At 45.8% G+C, this 18,920-nt stretch carries 15 protein-coding genes and 1 pseudogene; 3 read left to right on the plus strand and 13 right to left on the minus strand.

Annotation, left to right across the window (positions count from 1 at the left end):
* Positions 1-229 precede the first annotated feature (229 nt).
* Positions 230-2,146 carry a hypothetical protein gene (locus tag V5G21_RS01520; protein WP_035201765.1) on the plus strand — a complete coding sequence of 639 codons (1,917 nt, stop codon included), beginning with the start codon at positions 230-232 and terminating at the stop codon, positions 2,144-2,146.
* A gap of 230 nt (positions 2,147-2,376) precedes the next feature.
* Here the strand turns inward: V5G21_RS01520 and V5G21_RS01525 are convergent.
* The 3 genes and pseudogenes from V5G21_RS01525 to V5G21_RS01535 form a co-directional block, all read right to left on the minus strand.
* Positions 2,377-2,534, minus strand: a pseudogene (locus tag V5G21_RS01525) (helix-turn-helix domain-containing protein); the annotation flags it as partial.
* A 162-nt stretch (positions 2,535-2,696) separates the two neighbouring features.
* On the minus strand, positions 2,697-3,938 hold the full coding sequence (fabF, locus tag V5G21_RS01530) for a beta-ketoacyl-ACP synthase II (RefSeq protein WP_011247389.1): 1,242 nt from the start codon (positions 3,936-3,938) through the stop codon (positions 2,697-2,699).
* 47 nt (positions 3,939-3,985) lie between these two features.
* On the minus strand, positions 3,986-4,921 hold the full coding sequence (locus V5G21_RS01535; protein WP_035201766.1) for a beta-ketoacyl-ACP synthase III: 936 nt from the start codon (positions 4,919-4,921) through the stop codon (positions 3,986-3,988).
* Positions 4,922-5,115: 194 nt separating this feature from the next.
* Here V5G21_RS01535 and V5G21_RS01540 point away from each other — a divergent pair, with 194 nt between their 5' ends.
* Positions 5,116-5,385, plus strand: coding sequence for a hypothetical protein (locus V5G21_RS01540; RefSeq protein ID WP_035201768.1), 270 nt, complete (start codon positions 5,116-5,118; stop codon positions 5,383-5,385).
* 196 nt (positions 5,386-5,581) lie between these two features.
* On the opposite strand, the gene V5G21_RS01545 is transcribed toward V5G21_RS01540, so the two are convergent.
* Positions 5,582-5,764, minus strand: coding sequence for a ComZ family protein (locus V5G21_RS01545; RefSeq protein ID WP_035201913.1), 183 nt, complete (start codon positions 5,762-5,764; stop codon positions 5,582-5,584).
* Between the two features lie 145 nt (positions 5,765-5,909).
* On the opposite strand from V5G21_RS01545, the gene V5G21_RS01550 reads away from it, so the two are divergent.
* Positions 5,910-7,517 carry a peptide chain release factor 3 gene (locus V5G21_RS01550; protein ID WP_011247392.1) on the plus strand — a complete coding sequence of 536 codons (1,608 nt, stop codon included), beginning with the start codon at positions 5,910-5,912 and terminating at the stop codon, positions 7,515-7,517.
* Positions 7,518-7,572: 55 nt separating this feature from the next.
* Here the strand turns inward: V5G21_RS01550 and V5G21_RS01555 are convergent, their stop codons facing one another.
* The 9 genes from V5G21_RS01555 to argC form a co-directional block, all read right to left on the minus strand.
* Positions 7,573-8,412, minus strand: a complete 840-nt coding sequence (locus tag V5G21_RS01555; RefSeq protein ID WP_011247393.1) for an NAD-dependent epimerase/dehydratase family protein — start codon at positions 8,410-8,412, stop codon at positions 7,573-7,575.
* Between the two features lie 53 nt (positions 8,413-8,465).
* Positions 8,466-9,158: a hypothetical protein gene (locus V5G21_RS01560; RefSeq protein WP_011247394.1), complete on the minus strand. Its 693-nt coding sequence runs from the start codon at positions 9,156-9,158 to the stop codon at positions 8,466-8,468.
* A 143-nt stretch (positions 9,159-9,301) separates the two neighbouring features.
* Complete coding sequence (gene argF, locus V5G21_RS01565; RefSeq protein WP_011247395.1) at positions 9,302-10,246, minus strand: ornithine carbamoyltransferase; 945 nt, start codon at positions 10,244-10,246, stop codon at positions 9,302-9,304.
* Between the two features lies 1 nt (position 10,247).
* Positions 10,248-13,397 carry a carbamoyl phosphate synthase large subunit gene (locus V5G21_RS01570; RefSeq protein ID WP_011247396.1) on the minus strand — a complete coding sequence of 1,050 codons (3,150 nt, stop codon included), beginning with the start codon at positions 13,395-13,397 and terminating at the stop codon, positions 10,248-10,250.
* Positions 13,390-14,472 carry a carbamoyl phosphate synthase small subunit gene (locus tag V5G21_RS01575; RefSeq protein WP_011247397.1) on the minus strand — a complete coding sequence of 361 codons (1,083 nt, stop codon included), beginning with the start codon at positions 14,470-14,472 and terminating at the stop codon, positions 13,390-13,392. Before V5G21_RS01575 ends, V5G21_RS01570 begins: the two co-directional genes overlap by 8 nt.
* Positions 14,473-14,551: 79 nt before the next feature.
* Complete coding sequence (locus V5G21_RS01580) at positions 14,552-15,718, minus strand: acetylornithine transaminase (protein ID WP_011247398.1); 1,167 nt, start codon at positions 15,716-15,718, stop codon at positions 14,552-14,554.
* Positions 15,719-15,735: 17 nt separating this feature from the next.
* The gene (gene argB / locus V5G21_RS01585; protein ID WP_035201770.1) at positions 15,736-16,509 is read right to left on the minus strand and encodes an acetylglutamate kinase; all 774 of its coding nucleotides are present in this window, start codon (positions 16,507-16,509) and stop codon (positions 15,736-15,738) included.
* Positions 16,510-16,520: 11 nt separating this feature from the next.
* On the minus strand, positions 16,521-17,747 hold the full coding sequence (argJ, locus tag V5G21_RS01590) for a bifunctional ornithine acetyltransferase/N-acetylglutamate synthase (RefSeq protein WP_011247400.1): 1,227 nt from the start codon (positions 17,745-17,747) through the stop codon (positions 16,521-16,523).
* Positions 17,748-17,761: 14 nt separating this feature from the next.
* Positions 17,762-18,796 carry an N-acetyl-gamma-glutamyl-phosphate reductase gene (gene argC, locus V5G21_RS01595; RefSeq protein ID WP_035201771.1) on the minus strand — a complete coding sequence of 345 codons (1,035 nt, stop codon included), beginning with the start codon at positions 18,794-18,796 and terminating at the stop codon, positions 17,762-17,764.
* Between the last annotated feature and the right edge of the window lie 124 nt (positions 18,797-18,920).

Genomic DNA, 18,920 nt, shown 5'->3' on the forward strand with positions numbered 1-18,920 from the left:
GGCGACTAGGTTTTTATTAGAGTGGTTCTCGTTAAAACAATTTATAACTGGCGGTTATTCTCCTTTTCTCTTTTCATTACAGCCAATCAGCTAAGAGAAACGTGTAAAACAGCCTACTATTTTTGTGATGAAAATAGAAAGAGTAGCCACTTTGGTTAGGGGGTGCTCTATTTATCATTGGTCGTGAAGCTGTCATTAAATTCTAAAATGAAAAAAGGAGATGAAGTGAATGAAAATACTCAAAGCATCCTCTGTCATCTTTCTATCTGTCACATTGCTGTTCACCTCATTTATCAACGCGGAATCTTTTGAATCGGACATACCGGGTAACCAATCGGGGCTTGGTGTTTCCTTCATTAATCCCTTAACTACATCTAATGACACAAACAAATTGAGAATTGAACGTCCAAAGATGCCTGAAGTCTGGGAAATTTATAGCAATATTAATTCGGAGGATTTCGCTCCTGAATTAGACCTGAATCAAAATGAAATCATGCAACAAAGCATCGAAGAAACCGAAATGGATGATAGCATTCAGCGGTCTGTAGTAGGGTTCGTTGGCCCGAATTACACAAATTATGTGGTTGGGCAAGGAATTTCAATACTTGAGAATTCATTGACTGTGGTAGAGACAGGTGATTGGCAAGCGATGGGACTTTTTCGCAATGAAAGCCCAAACGTTATTGGAGAAGTGGACTTATTCGTGGAACTCTTGTCGGAAGATGGAGTGATTTTAGAAACGGTTACAGCCAATGCTCCTGTGAAAAACATCCGTCCCGGAGAACCAGCGCCGTTTATGCTCACATCAACTACAGACAGCTCATTAGTTGCTGAAGTCGTATGGAACGCAATAGAAACGGAAGAAATAAATGAGATTTCGAGGGAAGGCGTGATCTACGTTGATTATGAAATCCCTTATGGGCTGGATAATTATAGAGGTGTAGACCGTGATTCTTTAGACTATCAGATTGGAACTTCCTTTGCCAATATAGGGGTAAGTCTGTCTGAAGCTTATTTATATGCCGCATGGCTAGATTCGGAAGGAAAAGTTGTTTGGATTGAAGAAACCGCACTTAATGAATTCTTCCAAGAAGGTATTCCGATTGAGGGTTCGGGTTCGTTTGCAGATATTTTTGTTGACGGCGACGTTGCTCCCTCACTTAGTGACTATACGTATACTTTATGGCTAAATGGTGAAAAAGGTTATGTGGAACAAGAGGAAATTTATGTCGAGGATAACGTGCCACCTGTTCTGGATATCGAACCAACAGACGAGTTTTCAGTCATGCAAACTGCAAGATTCGGTGACGTTCCGACAACGGACGTAATTACGGCAGCCGGTAATAATAATAGTAACACGGGACTGACAACCAATCACTTGGCCGCCATCATGTTATCGGTTACTTGGCCGGAAGTTACAGGGAACAATCGAACACTGACTCCATCCCCAATGACTGTCGGCAGATGGGACACAGGTCATTCTCGGCTATACCCATTTCAAAATACAAATCCCAATGGTCAGTACGCACGTGCGTTTTGGAATGCAGGAATTGGTGTTTTTCAAATAGACTCAGCAGGTCTTGGATCAAATGTTGCGTTCCATAATCGAGTATTGACTAACACCGCATCACAAGTAGTTGCAGCATCCATGGCTAGCCGTTATCGCTCTGCCAGTGGAACGGCTGCCCAAAAACGCCGTGCTGCATGGTCTCAGTGGTTCGCATGTGGGGCTAACGCAGTGAACTGCGAAAACAACTATAATGCGATTTACTCCACTTCAAATGACATCATTAGCTTGTCAAGGGATAACACCGTTGCTAGAGGGGGAGGAATGGTCAGTCGGACTTGTTACAACACTTCCAATCCAAGTAATACATGGGCATGTTACAAATGGAACGCTAATCAAGCACAAGGGCACACGGGTTCATTTATATTCAACCCACTAAATGGGGATAGCACAAGGTTGCCTCTCCCCTTACCTTTCTATACGTACAGCTCTGTCGTGGGCGGCAACACGATTGAATATCGGCATTGGCTAACGGCAGATACGGGCTATTCCACAAGTCTGTACGGAGCTCGTTTATTTGGAACTAATGCCAGAAACAGCCTCAATTGGACAAGCCCCTCTGCATTAGGATCAAAGTGAACTCCCCCCCACTTCACCCTTGCGAGGTCGGTTGAAGTGGGGGCTTCTTGGGTAATCGCCCCTTTCGGTAGCTGACGAAAAGAGTTTATATCTATCTGCATTAGGTAGTAACTAACAAGCGAATCCCTTCTTTTTTGATGTTCAGTGCAGAGTTGTAGTCTCTATCAAGAGTTAGTTCACAAGTACACTGGTTGGTTTGCTACGTTTCTTGAATGTTAGCCACTCGAATACAATGAATCTACTTCTTTCAACCACTCATACTCTTTTTTGTAATTGGCAGTAACGCATACGTCTCTTCTCGTTCAGCTAACATCTTGTTGTTATAGACAAAGCGAACACATCCGAACGTTTTACGTATAAGCAAAGCCTGTTCATCTGTTTGATACAATCGAAATCAAATCGCCTCACTTTATCGAATGTATGCTCCTATCATACCGTTTGAAAATCTTTTCGGCTATCGCCCAACGCCTATTCATTTTCCCCTTACCGCCCAGCTATGCCCTTCACAACGGAACAAAGCGGCTGGAACAGAACCAGCCGCTTGTATGTGTTATTCAACCCATTTTTTAAATACGAGTGAGGCGTTGTGGCCGCCAAAGCCGAGTGAGTTGCTTAAAGCAACATGGACAGGTGCTTGTCTCGCTTCGTTTGGCACATAATCTAAGTCACACTCAGGGTCTGGCGTTTCCAAGTTAATCGTTGGCGGGATGATGTCTTCATCAATTGCCTTCACTGAGAAAATGGCTTCCACTGCTCCAGCCGCTCCAAGCAAGTGTCCTGTCATTGATTTTGTTGAACTTATTGCCAGTTTATAAGCATGCTCGCCAAACACGGTTTTTATCGCCTTTGTTTCATAAGGATCATTGAGCTCTGTGCTTGTTCCATGGGCATTAATGTAGCTAACCTCTTCAGGAGCTAGACCGGCGTCGTCAATCGCTGCCTGCATGCTGCGCGCTCCTCCTTCACCTTCGGGAGCAGGGCTGGTGACGTGGAAGGCGTCCCCTGTTGAGCCATAGCCGACAATTTCCGCATAAATGTGGGCACCTCGGGCTTTTGCAGACTCTAAGCTTTCCAAAATTAATATGCCTGCTCCTTCACCCATGACAAAGCCGCTGCGGTTGGCATCGAATGGCCTCGAAGCCGTTGCCGGATCATCGCTTGTTGTAATGGCTTTAGCTGATGAGAAACCAGCCACAGCCATATTGGTAATAGGCGCTTCACTTCCGCCTGTAATCATAACGTCCGCATTCCCTCGCTGTATCACTTTAAAGGCGTCCCCGATTGAATTTGTCCCTGATGCGCACGCCGTTACAGAGCACGAATTCGGGCCTTTTGCTCCTGTAAAGATCGATACTTGCCCGCTCGCCATATCTGGAATCATCATCGGCACGAAAAATGGGCTAACGCGGCGTTGACCCTTTTCTAAAAAGATACGGAATTGATTTTCATACGTTTCCATCCCGCCAATCCCAGAGCCAATCCAAACGCCAACGCGATCAGCATTTTCAGGTGTAATTTCTAGCCCTGCATCCGCTAATGCTTCTTGGGCTGAAACAACCGCAAACTGGGTAAAGCGATCCATTTTCCGAACTTCTTTGCGATCAATCGCAGCAGTTGGGTCAAAATCAGCAATTTCTGCCGCCACTTTCATCGGAAAAGCAGCAGCATCTATGCGGGTTAAATAGCCAATCCCCGACTTTCCTGCTTTTGCCTGCTCCCAAGATGTTTTTGCATCGAGCCCGAGCGGCGTAACCGCCCCAAGGCCTGTTACAACTACACGTCGTTTTTCCACTTTGTATCGCTCCTTTTTTCTTTCTACTTTTCCATCATTAGTCTTCGTTAGCGGCCCCAGCGAATCGCCAATGAGCCCCACACTAGGCCTGCGCCAAAGCCGACAAGTACAATGACATCTCCCTCTTTGATTTTTCCTTGTTCGATTTCTTCCACTAGCGCAATCGGAATCGAAGCAGCCGAAGTGTTTCCGTATTTGTTTACATTTACGGACATTTTCTCGCGTGGAAGTTCCAACCGTTCACGAGAGGCTTCCATTATGCGGATATTCGCTTGATGGGGGACAAGAAAGTCGACATCTTCTTTACCTAAGCCCGCTTTGCTTAACACGCGTAAAGAAGCATCCCCCATTTGCCGAACGGCGAATTTGAACACTTCGCGGCCATTCATTTCAAGAAAAGGGCCTTTTTTATTAATGTGCATGCCGCCTGAACCGTCTGCGCCAAGATCAAAAGCGAGAATGCCTTTGTCTTCTGCCACAGGTCCAACGATAGCGGCGCCAGCTCCATCGCCAAACAGGACGGCAGTGTTACGGTCTTCCATATTCACAAGTTTCGTAAGTTTTTCTACACCCACAACAAGCACATGCTTATAGGCGCCAGTTTCAATAAATTGCTGTGCCGTAGCCACGCCATAAATAAAACCTGCACAAGCTGCGCTAATATCCATTGCTGCTGCTTGCTTTGCACCAAGGCGGTCTTGGATCATTGTCGAGACCGTTGGAAAAACCATGTCAGGCGTTACCGTCGCCACCAAAATTAAATCAATCTCTTCTGCTGAAAGCTTCGCAGCTTTTAAGGCGCTAAGCGCCGATTCATAAGCCATTTCGGATGTTTCCACACCTTCAGCAAAACGCCTTTCTTCAATCCCAGTACGGCTTTTAATCCATTCGTCAGATGTATCTAAAAACTTTTCTAGATCATGATTTGTGACACGTTTCTCCGGCACATAACGACCGAGCCCTAAAATTCCTGCCTTTGGCATACGTCTACCCCTTCCTACTTTAAAAGACGTGTTTTTAAAATTAGTACCTGATCCTAATATTAGCAACCATTTTTGTTGCTGTCCAGAACGTTTTTGTCTAAATAATGCGCGAGAACGGGCGCATGCCGTCTCACGATTACGGCGAATGGCTATACACTAATATAAAATGAAAGGAACAGAAGGAGGCGTCACATATGCGCAATAGCGAGCAAGACTTCTTCTCAACCATGATGTTTGGCCCAAGGCCGCCAAGACAAAGCGAACCAATCGAACAAGAAGCAGAAATAGAAACAGCGGCAGAAACAGAGGGAGAAACGCCTGATGAGTTAGACAACGCAAGCCAGCTCGTTCAAGTCATTGCCCTTATCCAAGCAATCTCTCCTATTATTGAACAAGTCAAGCCTATCATTGGCGCGGCCAAAGAATTTTGGCAAAGTAAAAAAGAAACGAAAGATAGCGATTAGCTTTATGCCCCTTTTTTATCCATCAATGCTTAAACCATTGGTGGATCGTTTCTTCCCTACTTTCATTCTGTCGAATCAGGCCATTATTGGGATGACAGCAAGCGCACGGGCTTTGTATCAGCCTGCTTTGGTACTTCGTTCTGTCATGCTTGTAAACAAACCTGTGCCCTATTTTGCGCTTACTGGTTATCCTTTTTCATTCCTGCTCGTTTAACCCAAGTTCGTATGCTTCGTTCATCACATGAAGCAACAATGAAAGCAGCGGCTGCAATTCATCCATTGTTACTTCTATGCCTTTGCCTTCTAGCAATTTACGCGCTTCAGGTACATGCTTCATGGCGATTTCCATAAACTTCAAATTTCTTTCGTGTTGCTCCATTGAAATAACCCCTTTATATGTATTCTCTTTTAAGATAACTGAACGGTTGCTCGATGGCAAGGATGGACCGATTTGCTTTTCAAAGATGAAAGCAGGGCCGTTTCTTGCTATAATGGAAAAATCGATTTGGAAATGAGGTTGATTCATGAACCCAGCATTAAAAGAAGAAATTTTAGCAAGGCGTACCTTTGCGATTATCTCCCACCCCGATGCCGGAAAAACAACATTAACTGAAAAGTTGCTTCTTTTTGGCGGTGCCATACGGGAAGCAGGAACAGTGAAAGGGCGCAAAAATAGCAAACACGCAATGAGTGATTGGATGGAAATTGAAAAACAGCGTGGCATCTCGGTTACAAGCTCTGTGCTTGAATTCCAGTACAATGGCTTTCATGTCAATATTCTCGATACACCTGGCCACGAAGATTTTTCGGAAGATACGTACCGCACATTGACTGCTGCTGATTCTGCCGCAATGTTAATTGACGCTGCCAAAGGAGTTGAAGCACAGACGAAAAAGCTTTTTAAAGTCTGCCGCCTCCGCAATATTCCGATTTTCACGTTCATTAACAAACTTGACCGTCAAGGGCGTGATCCATTTGAATTAATGGAAGAACTAGAAAATCTCCTTGGCATTCGTTCATACCCAATGGGCTGGCCGATTGGCATGGGCCAATCATTTAAAGCTGTTTATGACCGTCACCAGCAAAAACTAGAATTATACAATCCTGACAATCCAAAGGCGATTGATACGATTCAACTAAGCGGGCCAGACGATCCGAAGTTGGATGAAGCAATTGGCGATGAACAACTGGTCCGTCAGTTCCGGGAAGAGCTAGAACTCCTTGATGTCGCTGGTGATGAATATGACAAAGAACGGATTGACAAAGGCGAACTGACACCTGTATTTTTCGGTTCGGCGATTTCAAGCTTCGGCGTTCAAACGTTTCTGGACCATTTTTTAAAGCTTTCTCCTGCGCCAGCTTCCCGGGAGAGCTCGATTGGGACGATTGACCCCCTTTCTCGGGAACATTTTTCCGGTTTTATTTTTAAAGTGCAAGCCAATATGAATGCTAAACACCGGGACCGCGTCGCATTTTTGCGGATCACTTCTGGTACATTTAAACGGGGAATGAACGTCAAGCATGTCCGGACCAACAAACCGCTAAAACTCTCGCAGCCAACACAATTTTTAGCGCAAAACCGCAGCATTGTTGATGAAGCGTATGCTGGCGACATTATCGGTTTATTTGACCCAGGTACATTTCGAATCGGCGACACGCTTGTTGATGGTGAATCGTTTGAGTTTAATGAAATGCCTCATTTCTCACCAGAGCACTTCGCAAGCATTACGGTGAAAGAAGCTTTAAAGCACAAATCATATGAGAAAGGCTTGCAACAATTAACGGAAGAGGGCGCGATCCAGTTATTTAAAACCTATAATAAGTACGTTGAACAACAAATTGTCGGCGTGGTTGGCGTACTCCAATTTGAAGTGCTTGAACACCGTCTCCACGCTGAATACAATGTCGATATCCAGATGGAACGGTTGCCGTTTTCTTTTGCCCGTTGGATCAGCGGCGGCGAAGAAGAGATGAAACGATTTAAAGAGAAACAGCGCAACCTCGTCACCGACAGAGAAGGCCGGATTGTTGCTTTGTTTGAGAATGAATTCCAAATGAGGACAGCGCAAGATAAATATCCAGGCCTCCATTTTTACGAAAACTCCTTTTACCAAGACAGTATGACCGAGTAAAACACGAAAAAACGGCAGTTGTGAAAAATGCAACTGCCGTTTTTCGTCATCTTTGTCACTGATTTGTGTTTGGATGCTTAGCTGCCATGCTCTTTGTTTCATCGTACATCGCTGCCAGTTTTTTTTGCCTTTGCCATTCTTCGTGGGCAAGTTGGTATTTTTTAATGCCCTCTGCTAAAGAAGTTCGTGGAAAAAAGCCTAATAGCTCATGGGCTTTTTGGTAATCAAGGCCATTGCTCTTCCCTGTTCGTTCAAACGGATTGGATGTGCCGCTACCTAAATGAATGGTATGCTGCCCGCTGTCAATTGCCATCGCTGCAGCTAACGCGCTTGTCACATCGTCAATATAAAGAAGATCATGCATGGATTCCGTTTTGCCTGTTTCATCCTCATAAGATACGAACTGTCTGCCTAGTTTTAAATGATAAGGCTGATGGAGCCCGTAAACAGTCGGTAAACGAATAATGACGGCGGCGCCCCCCGTTTCTGCACAAGTCACGCGAATGTTTTCTTCTTGCGCTAGCATCGCTTTCCCATATTCAGTCACAGGCTGTACCCGCCATTCGCCGCTATATTCGTAAACATCCGTCGTTGACAAAAACACAAATAAACAGTCAGGCTGGCACTTGCGCAAAACCGCTTCTAAAGCAGCCCGATTTTCATTATCGGCTGCATAAACCACCACATCTGCATCGCCAAAATCAACCTGTTCAATCTTTGTTTGCAAAAAGGTGAAATGGGCATTTCGGCCAAGCTCCATTTCTAAAGCAAGCTTTAACTCGCTACGATTTTCTAATGAATCAACCGCTGTAACCAACCAGCCTTCATCAAGCAACTTCTGCGCCAAATGAAAGCCAATAAACCCAAGCCCTCCTGCAATTTTGACATGCTTCACCGTCCTTATCTCCCCTTTCCTTGTTACTCGATTTCGTCATCATCCTCGAACTTTCAATGGAAAGAAGCAAAAAAGGAAGCCATTTGCTTGCTTAACTCTGCTGGGTTTTGTAAAGAAGCGAAAAAGTAATAGTCTGCATATTGGGCGCTTGAAAGGTTAGTCGGTTGTGCGGTTGCTTCAGAAAATAATTGATAAATACGCGTTGCCGCAAGTGGGCGGTTGCGATCGATTAAGCGCTGCTGTTGGTCAATAGCGCGCAAATATGCGACATCGATTTGTCCGTTTAGCTTGTATGCTGCTTTGACTTCCTTTAAAAAACGTTTGCCAGCCAATTCGTCTTTTTTAATCGCTTGAAAGGCCGCTTCTAATGACAACACTGGCTTGATTAAAGCTGCAGCCCTCACTTCAAGGGTTGCATCCGCTAGTAGTTGTTTGGCAATTAGGGCACTCGCCCCTTCAGCACAAATAAAAATCCGTTTATTCACCGTTTCTTGTTTTATGAAAAGGGAAATAACCTGCCTGGCATGAGCAACCGCTTTTGGCGAACCCCAATGTGCTTTTAGGCGGAAGGCAGTTAATACCGTGTAACCTTTTTCAATCAAGCTGTTTGCAAGCACACGTGCCTTTTCTTTATAAGGAGAGTCGTCGTCCGCCATCACAAACACTGCATACCCATTTGGACGCTCTGGCAAGCTATAACTGTACGTATACCCACTAAGGTCAATATAGCGAACATAGACGGGCATTCTTTATCTCTCCTGCTTTTATTCGTCGTTATTCTATTCTATGTGCAAGATGGGAAAAAAGATCAGGCTAAAAACAAGAAATCGCCTTTTCTATGAGAGGCAAAAGGACCAGTAATCGTACTGGTCCTTGAAGCATTGTGCGGTTAACGAATAAGGGCGGCCAAAATTGCTTTCTGTACATGAAGGCGGTTTTCTGCTTGGTCGTAAATGGCTGAATGGGAGCCATCAATGACGTCTGCGGTTACTTCTTCGCCTCGATGGGCAGGCAAGCAATGCAAGAACAGATAATCGTCTTTGGCTCCTTTTGCCAACTTATGATTAACTTGGTAAGGAGCTAGCGCTTCTGCTCTGCTCGTTTGCTCTTGCTCGTAGCCCATGCTTGCCCACACGTCCGTATAAAGAACATCAGCGTCTGCCACAGCTGCTTCAGGGTCATTTGTGCTCACCAGCTTGGCGCCTGTTTGCATAGCAGCTTCTTGCGCTTTAGCAAAAATCGCTTGATCGACTTCATAACCTTTCGGGCTAGCAACTGTGACATCCATGCCCGTTTTGGCGCCTACAGCAAGCAGGGAATGAGCAACATTGTTGCCGTCGCCAATATAGACAAGTTTCTTTCCAGCCAATGTGCCTTTATGCTCCATAATGGTCAATGCGTCTGCCAGCGCCTGACAAGGATGGAAAGCGTCCGTTAGAGCGTTAATAACCGGCACAGAAGAATGCTTTGCAAATTCCACAACTTTCTTGTGGGAATTCGTGCGGATCATAATCGCATCTACATAACGAGAAAGCACATTGGCCGTGTCTTTCACCGGCTCTCCTCTGCCGATTTGCAAATCGCGGCTGCTAAGAAAAAGGGCGTGCCCGCCTAATTGCGTCATTCCAACTTCAAAGGAAACGCGTGTACGTGTTGAAGCATTTTCAAAAATCATCCCAAGTGACTTACCAGCAAGAAGAGTGTGAGGCTCTCCTTTTTTCAAGGCTGCTTTTAACGCTTTAGCCTCTTCTAACAGCTGCGCTACTTCCGTTGGCGTAAAGTCAAGCAGCGTGAGCAAGTGTTTCCCTGTCAACTTTGTTTTTACCGTCTCCATATTAATTCGTCTCCCCTGCCATTTCCGTTTTTCGCAAGCGATGCCATTCCTGGATGGGCTTGCAGCTTTTTTTCGATTGCTCAAAATAAGCGAGCATGGCTGTGGCTGTCTCTTTTGCTGAGATCACGGTCAATTGTTTGGCCAGTGCTGCCATTCGCATATTTGCTCCGTCACGCTTACCAAGAGGCGGCACGCTGATTAACGCACACGCATGGGGGCTTTCTAGCCAATTGGCAAAATCGTCTTCTACTAACGTACACCCTACTTGTTCCAGTTTCTGCAAAATCTCAGAAAAATCGTGCTTATGCTCATCCGCAAGATCCACAAAAACCGATTTCTCTTCTCTTGGTTTATACAAAGAGATTGGTTCTTCAAAAGGAGCAAACACTTTGGCAAACGCTTCTTCTACACTTTTCCCAATCATGAGCAACTCTCCAGTCGACTTCATTTCCGCGCCAAGAAGTGGATCGAGCCCTGCTAGCTTACTGTATGAAAACACCGGTGCTTTTACGGCAACAAAATCGCCTTGTTTTTTCGGTGGAGCCAGCTCATTGATGGAACAGCCTAGCATAAGCTTCACTGCTTGTTCGACAAATGGCTCTCCGTAAATTTTGGCAAGAAGTGGTACTGTCCGTGAAGCCCGAGGATTGACTTCAATCACATAATATCGGTCGCCGGCAACAACAAACTGAATATTAAAGAGGCCACGAAAGTGAATGCCAGTCGCTATTTTTTTCGCCGCTTCTTCCAATTGCGCCAACATAGACGCCGATAAAGTATGGGGCGGTGTAACAGCGGTACTGTCGCCTGAATGGACACCTGCTTTTTCAACATGTTCAAACATGCCAGCTATTCGGATTGATTTGCCGTCGGTTAATACATCGACATCGATCTCGATCCCTTCAATAAAATGATCAATTAATAATGGAAACAACCCGCTGTACTCATGGTTTTGTAAATAAGAAGTCAGCTCATTTTCACTAGAAACAAGCGCCATCCCTTGCCCGCCAATCACATAAGAAGGGCGGAGAAGCACTGGGTAGCCCGTTGCCTTAGCCCGGCAGCAAGCGTCTTCCAAATCATTGGCTGTTTCGCCAGGAATATGGGGGACGCCAATGTTGTTCATAAATGCATAAAAACGTTGTCTGTCCTCAAGCATGTCAATCGTATCAGCAGATACGCCAAGCACAGGGAGGCCAGCTTCCTCTAGCTCCTGCACTAATTTAATCCCTGTTTGCCCGCCTAATGTAACAATGATGCCTTCTGGCTGTTCCAACGCGCAAACGGCGTATACATCTTCAAAAGAGAGTGGCTCAAAGTATAGTCTATCTGCGGTGGCATAATCAGTGCTTACCGTTTCAGGATTGTTGTTCATAATAATTGCTTCATAGCCTTGTTTGCGAACGGCTTTAGCGCCATGGACTGAACAATAATCAAACTCAATTCCTTGGCCGATGCGGATTGGCCCCGAGCCGATAATGAGCACTTTTTTTTGGGTACTCGGCATGGCTTCATTTTCTCCGTAATAACTTGAGTAAAAATAAGGAGTTGCTGCTTCAAATTCAGCAGCGCATGTGTCAACCATTTTATAAGCTGGCTTTATTCCCCAATCGATCCGTTTGGCTGTCACTTTTTCCTTTGGCGCCCCTAAGTAACAGGCGATCGTTTCATCCGAAAAACCAGCGATTTTTAACCGGTGCAGCGCTTCTTTTGAAAGGGATTCGAGCGATAGCTGCTTTGTTTCTTTTTCTAAGTGCACCAGCTTTTCGAACTTCTTCAAGAAAAACATATCTATGTTTGTTTTCTCATGGAGGTTGGCACACGTTTCACCGCGGCGCAAAAGTTCAAATAGCGCAAACAACCTAGCGTCATCTGCTTGGAGCACGTGCTGCCAAAGCTCCTTTTCCCCACTGCCGCTAAGCACCGGCATTTCCAAGCCGGCTACATCAATTTCCAAAGAGCGAATCGCTTTTTGGACAGCTGCTTCAAACGAACGTTCAATCGCCATCACTTCACCAGTTGCTTTCATTTGTGTACCAAGCTTGCGGTTAGCGGTAAAAAATTTATCAAATGGCCAGCGTGGGAATTTGACAATACAATAATCCAAGCTAGGTTCAAAACTGGCGTATGTATAGCCAGTCACCGGATTTTTCAATTCATGCAAATAGTAGCCAATTGACAGTTTTGCCGCCATCCGGGCGATTGGATAGCCAGTTGCTTTTGAAGCAAGCGCCGACGACCTGCTGACGCGAGGGTTGACTTCGATTAAATAGTAACGGTCGCTGTTCGGGTCAAGCGCAAATTGAATGTTGCATCCGCCAATGATTCCTAAGGCGCGGATAATTTTTAAGGACGCGGCACGCAGCATTTGATAGTCTTTATCGGTAAGGGTTTGCGATGGCGCCACAACAATGGAATCGCCTGTGTGAATGCCGACAGGATCAATGTTCTCCATATTACAAACTGTAATGCACGTGTCGTTTTCATCACGCATCACTTCATATTCAATTTCTTTAAAGCCAGCGATGCTTTTTTCAATTAAACATTGGCTTATCGGGCTTTGGGCGAGCCCATTTTCTATGATTGCTTTTAACTCTTTTTCACAATCGGCGATCCCGCCCCCTGCACCACCAAGCGTGTAAGCTGGACGGACAATGATCGGATAGCCAGCTTGTTCAGCAAAGCGTAGCGCTTCAGACGCACTATGGACAATTTCACTATCAGGCACCGGCTCGTTTAATTGATGCATTAAAGCCCGAAATTGCTCACGGTCTTCCCCTTTTTGGATCGATTCAATCGGCGTGCCAAGCAGTTCGACGCCATAGGCAGCGAGCAAGCCTTGCTCATGAAGCTTTAAGGCAAGATTTAAACCTGTTTGCCCGCCTAGCGTCGCCAACAGCCCGTCAGGTTTCTCCCTCTCGAAAATGTTGACAACCGTCTCGACCGATAACGGTTCAAAATAAACCGTATCCGCACATGAATCATCGGTCATGACTGTTGCTGGGTTTGGGTTTAACAGCACAACACGGATGCCTTCTTCTTTTAACGCTAAGCAACCTTGCGTGCCGGAATAATCAAATTCTGCTGCCTGGCCGATGACAATTGGCCCTGAACCAATGACAAGGACCGTCTTGATGTGTGGTTTACGCATATTGGTGATCTCTCCCTTTGCTTAAAAGCGGCGCCAAAAACGCATCAAAGATTTCAGTCGAATCGACTGGACCTGGGCTTGCTTCCGGATGAAACTGGATGCTCATGACTGGCCGTTTCGGATGAACGAGGCCTTCGATCGATCGATCATTAATGTTGTAAAAACGAGGTTCAAGGATCGATGAAGCGAGCGATTCTTCTGTCACTACATAACTATGGTTTTGCGAAGTCATACACACACGCCCTGTGCAGCTGTCAAGCACCGGCTGGTTTGCGCCGCGATGGCCGAATCGGAGCTTTTGTGTGTCCCCTCCGTAAGCCAATGCAAGCAACTGGTGGCCTAAGCAAATGCCTAGCGTCGGAAACGTTTCCGCCACCTTTTTAATGTCTGGCAACAAAGCTTGCAGCTGCTTTGGATTTCCAGGTCCATTTGAGAGAAGGACACCGTCCGGTTTAAGTGCTTCGAGCACAGCAAAATCTGTGTTGTATGGAAGCTGCGTCACTTTCGCGCCTTTTTTGACAAGTGAACGAATGATTGATTGTTTACAGCCATAGTCTAGTACGGCAATATGGGTTGTGCCTGTGGCGTTGTAAACGACAGGTTCTGTGACGCTCACATCGGCAACAACAAACTTATCAGACAAAAGCCTCGTCTCCTGGACATTGGCATTTCGGGAATCAGTCGTCAATACTGCACGCATGTCTCCATGTTGGCGAATTCGTTTCACAATTGCCCGTGTATCTACCCCTGACATATATGGAATGCGGTGTTCACTTAAGTAGTCGACAACGCTTTTTTTCATTTTCCAATGTGATGGGTCACTGGCAGCTTCGCAAACAATGACGCCTTCGACTTGCGGCTTGCTGCTTTCAAAATCACTTTCATTAACGCCGTAATTTCCGATCAACGGGTACGTAAACACGACGATTTGTCCTTTAAATGATGGATCAGTTATCACTTCTTGATAACCTGTCATGCCAGTAAAGAAGACAATTTCGCCTTCAACTTGCTTAGGTTCGCCATGCCAGTTACCTACAAATGTTTCTCCCGTTTCCAATACGATCGAGCCTTTCATCCGCTCACCACCCCAAAATTTATATTTATTCTATATAAGTTATAAAAATTCATTTATAGGCGCAGCAATCCCTCTATTTTTAAGAGGAAAAGCTGTTCTCTCGTTCATAGATCGTTGCCGCTTGTTTGATGATCGCCACAGCTTTGCGCCATTCGCTTTCTGACACGGTAAGCGGCGGCAACAGCCGTGTCACATGGCTGCCTGCCGGAAGCAGCAGCAAACCTTGTTGCTCACACGCTGCAATTAAGTCGAGTGCCGGTATCGCAGTTTCAATGCCAATCAAAAAACCTTTGTGGCGTATATCTTTAACGATTGCAATGCCACTAAGCTCCCCTTTTAAATAAGCAACAAAACGCTCCGCCTTCTCTTCCACTTCTGGCAAGAAGCCATCTGCGCTTAATTCGGCTAAGACCGCTATTGCCGTTGCAGCAGCTAAAGGATTGCCGCCAAACGTAGAACCATGGCTGCCTATGCCAAATGCTTCTTTTAAAGACGCTTTGCCAAGCATCGCTCCAATTGGAAAGCCATTGCCTAGCCCTTTCGCAACAGTCACAATATCTGGATCGAGGCCGTAATGTTCATAGGCAAACAGTTTGCCGGTACGTCCCATGCCCGTTTGAATCTCATCGACAATGAGCAGCAAATTCTGTTCCTTGCAAAGGGCCACCATCGCTTCGGCAAAAGACGCTGTCATGACATGGACGCCTCCCTCGCCTTGAACGATTTCTACCATAATTGCTGCTGTTTCCTCGGAGACCGCTTCATGCAAGGAAGCCATATCGTTAAACTGAGCATATGAAAAAGACGGCAGCATTGGCCCAAAACCGCTTTTAATCCCGTCTTGCCCTGTCGCGGCCATGCTTCCAAGTGTTCGGCCATGGAAAGATTGTTTCATCGATACAATATGATTTTTTCCAGTCGCTTTGCGTGCTAGCTTAATCGCCGCTTCATTCGCTTCTGTACCGCTGTTTGTGAAAAATACATAATCACACGCACTTGCCTGTACCAATTGTTTTGCCGCTTCTTCCTGGACATCATAGTGGAAGAGGTTCGATGCGTGCCAAAGGCGGTCGACTTGCTGATGGAGCGCCGCTACGACTTTAGGGTGGCGGTGCCCCAAATTGCAAACGGCAATGCCGGCCATAAAATCAAGATAGTCTTTTCCGTCTTCTGTTTGCAGCCATGCCCCTCGTCCTTCTTTAATACGGAGGCTTTTTTTAGAATAGGTTGGGAATAAATAGCTCACCATTGCTCTTCCTTTCTTTAAGCGCCCGATGTGAGGACGTTACTTTGTTTAACAATTGCCGTCCCTGCGGAAGGGTGATACGTCTTTTTGCCGTTGACAATTCGTGCTTTCGTCAATGCCCCGCTTAAACTGTCTAAACATGCGTTCACTTTTGGCACCATTCCTCCATAGATAACGCCCTCTTCTATATAGTGCTTTGCCAAAACCTCATCCATTTCCTTAATGACTTTCCCGTCTTTTTGGACACCGTCTACATCGGTGACGAATACGAGCTCCTCCGCTTTGCTCGCTTTAGCGACCGCAGCAGCGGCCGTATCCGCATTAATGTTGTATGGTTGATAGTTTGCATCCATTCCAATCGGCGCAATAACCGGTATGTAGCCAGCTTTAACAACATTGAAAAGCACATCAACATTCACCGACTCGACCGCTCCGACAAAGCCTAGTTTGTCTGTGTCAATTGGGATAGTTTTCAATAGATGTCCGTCACTGCCGGATAAGCCAATGGCTTTCCCGCCTGCCTGATAAAGAGAGCGGACAAGCTGTTTGTTGATTTGGCCGGATAAGGCTGTTTCTGCGGCTGTTAATACTTCTGCCGTTGTTTTGCGCAAGCCGTTCACAAACTGTGATTCTACTGCCATCGCTTGTAAGAGATTGTTAATCGCTGGCCCGCCCCCGTGAACGATCATGATCTTGTCGCCTAGGCTAGCCCGTTTAACGACTCCCTCATAAAATCCTTCCTCTAACGCTTCAAGGATGCTTCCCCCTATTTTGATCACCACTGTTGCCATCAGGCGCCTCCTTATGTCCGGTATCCTGCATTAATGCGGACGTAATCGTATGTTAAGTCACAGCCCCATGCTTTGCCGACGCCTTGTCCTTGGTGGAGATCGGCTTTGATGACGATCGTTTCGGCTTCCATATACTTGCTAATTGCGGCATCGTCTACAACAACAGGTTCACTTTGCACAAGTGTCTCGTAAGGACCAATCGCGATGTCAATCGTGTCCGGGTCAAGCGTGCAGCCGCTATAGCCAATAGCACAAATGATTCGGCCCCAGTTGCCGTCTTTGCCGTAAGCAGCCGTTTTCACTAGGTCAGATCCAACAATCGCCTTAGCGACTTTGCCTGCTTCTTCATCACTAACAGCCCCAGCTACTTGAACTTCAATTAATTTCGTCGCCCCTTCTCCGTCTTTGGCAATTTTTTTGGCCAAACTTTCTGCGCATGCAGACAAAGCGCCATAAAAATTCGCCCAATCAGGGTGCGTTTCATCTAAAGGTTGATTATCGGCAAGACCAGAAGCAAGCACAAGAACCATGTCATTTGTTGACGTGTCCCCGTCTACAGTAATACGGTTGAACGTCTCATCCGTTGCCTTGGCTAGCGCCCGTTTTAATGCGGCAGTCTCAATATTCGCATCGGTTGTGATAAAACCAAGCATTGTCGCCATATTTGGATGAATCATGCCTGATCCCTTGGCTACGCCGGCGATTCGCACTGTCTTTTGATCAATCACTACTTCCACACATACTTCTTTCGTTCCAGTATCCGTTGTCAAAATTGCTTCTGCAAACGGAGTCGACTCCTTGGACAGGACCAGGTCCTCAATTCCAGAGCGCACTTTTTCCATCGGCATTTTTTCCCCGATCACGCCTGTGGACGTAACAGCAACCATCTCTTCTGGAACCGCAAATTTTGCTGCTGCCAGTGCCCGCATTTCATAGGCATCCACGAGTCCTGACGCCCCTGTACATGCATTGGCATTTCCACTGTTAACAAGCACTGCTTGCAATTTGCCGTTGCTATGAGCAAGGCTTTCCTTCGTAACTTTAAGCGGAGCTGCCTGAATTTGGTTTAACGTAAATACACCAGCAGCATTGGCTGGCACGTCACAGAAAATCGCGCCAATGTCTAATCGTTTTCTTTTTAGCCCACAATGAGCGCCTGCTGTCGTGAACCCTTTTACATCGGTAATCGACCCTTTGATTTGCTTCCATGCTTGCCCAGTTGTCTGTTTGGTTAACATCTCGCCACTCCCCATTATGGATACATTGGCACGGCCTCAAGCCCTGCTGTTTCGTCAAATCCGTGCATTAGATTGAAATTTTGAACCGCCTGGCCAGCGGCTCCTTTCATGAGATTATCAATGACAGAAGCAACAATGACACGTCCCGTCCTCTCGTCATAACAAAAGCCAATATCGCAATAATTGCTGCCAAAAACATGTTTTGTTGCCGGAAACGTTCCATTTTCTTTTATTCGTACAAAAGGAGCATTTTCATAAGCACTGTTATAGCAGTCGGTTAACCACTCATTGCTGAGGGGTTTTGCCGCCTTGGCGTAAATGGTCGCCATAATCCCCCTTACCATTGGGACGAGATGAGGTTGAAAAGACAGCGGTGGCTGCGCTCCCCATTTTGCCAATTGCTGCTCAATCTCTGGCGTATGTTTATGCGATGCGACTTGATAGATTTTAAAATTCTCATTTGTTTCACTAAAATGCGTCATCGAAGTAGGCGATTTTCCGGCTCCCGACGTCCCTGACTTTGCATCGATAACAATCGAATCACGCTCAATTGCACCAGCTTGAATAAGCGGGATGAGTGCTAAAAGAGCCGCCGTTGGAAAACAACCAGGATTGGCAATCAATTTCGCAGTTTTAATGGTTGATTTGTTCCACTCGCTTAAACCGTAAATGGCCTGCTCTATAAGCCCTTCCTTTGCAGATGGGCGCTTATACCATTTCTCATAAACACCCCGGTCGGTCAAACGCAAATCGCCACTTAAATCAATCACAGACAGCCCGGCCTCAAGCAACGGACCACTCCACTCTGCGGATACACCTGGAGGAGTCGCTAAAAACATCACATCGATTTCAGCGGAAATCTTGTTTAAGTCGATTTCTTTTAACGGCTTCCATTGTTCATTTTGTAAATGAGGATACAGACGGTTGATCGTTTCCCCACTTTGCGAAGATGAATATAGCATAATATTTGTTACTTGAGGATGGTTTTTCAACAGACGAATCAATTCAAGACCGCTATAACCTGTCGCGCCTATAATGCCAACTTCCATTGTCCCACTCCCTTTAGCCAGTTCCGTTCTTTTTTATGGATGTGTTTAATTATATGATTGAATAAAAATAAATTCAACTGTATTTTTATTTTATTTTACTAAAAAGAAAAAACAGCTTAACAGC

It is taken from the genome of Shouchella rhizosphaerae (assembly GCF_036700015.1).
GTDB classification, from domain to species: domain Bacteria; phylum Bacillota; class Bacilli; order Bacillales; family Bacillaceae_D; genus Shouchella; species Shouchella rhizosphaerae.

What these genes read in the sequence shown, in the direction of transcription:
- V5G21_RS01540 (WP_035201768.1), top strand. Translation starts at nt 5,116, where the DNA reads ATGCGCAATAGCGAGCAAGACTTCTTCTCAACCATGATGTTTGGCCCA.
- argJ (WP_011247400.1), bottom strand. Translation starts at nt 17,747, where the DNA reads ATGTTAACCAAACAGACAACTGGGCAAGCATGGAAGCAAATCAAAGGG.
- argC (WP_035201771.1), bottom strand. Translation starts at nt 18,796, where the DNA reads ATGGAAGTTGGCATTATAGGCGCGACAGGTTATAGCGGTCTTGAATTG.
- V5G21_RS01535 (WP_035201766.1), bottom strand. Translation starts at nt 4,921, where the DNA reads ATGCCAAAGGCAGGAATTTTAGGGCTCGGTCGTTATGTGCCGGAGAAA.
- V5G21_RS01520 (WP_035201765.1), top strand. Translation starts at nt 230, where the DNA reads ATGAAAATACTCAAAGCATCCTCTGTCATCTTTCTATCTGTCACATTG.
- argF (WP_011247395.1), bottom strand. Translation starts at nt 10,246, where the DNA reads ATGGAGACGGTAAAAACAAAGTTGACAGGGAAACACTTGCTCACGCTG.
- V5G21_RS01560 (WP_011247394.1), bottom strand. Translation starts at nt 9,158, where the DNA reads ATGCCCGTCTATGTTCGCTATATTGACCTTAGTGGGTATACGTACAGT.
- V5G21_RS01550 (WP_011247392.1), top strand. Translation starts at nt 5,910, where the DNA reads ATGAACCCAGCATTAAAAGAAGAAATTTTAGCAAGGCGTACCTTTGCG.
- V5G21_RS01545 (WP_035201913.1), bottom strand. Translation starts at nt 5,764, where the DNA reads ATGGAGCAACACGAAAGAAATTTGAAGTTTATGGAAATCGCCATGAAG.
- argB (WP_035201770.1), bottom strand. Translation starts at nt 16,509, where the DNA reads ATGGCAACAGTGGTGATCAAAATAGGGGGAAGCATCCTTGAAGCGTTA.
- V5G21_RS01570 (WP_011247396.1), bottom strand. Translation starts at nt 13,397, where the DNA reads ATGCGTAAACCACACATCAAGACGGTCCTTGTCATTGGTTCAGGGCCA.
- V5G21_RS01575 (WP_011247397.1), bottom strand. Translation starts at nt 14,472, where the DNA reads ATGAAAGGCTCGATCGTATTGGAAACGGGAGAAACATTTGTAGGTAAC.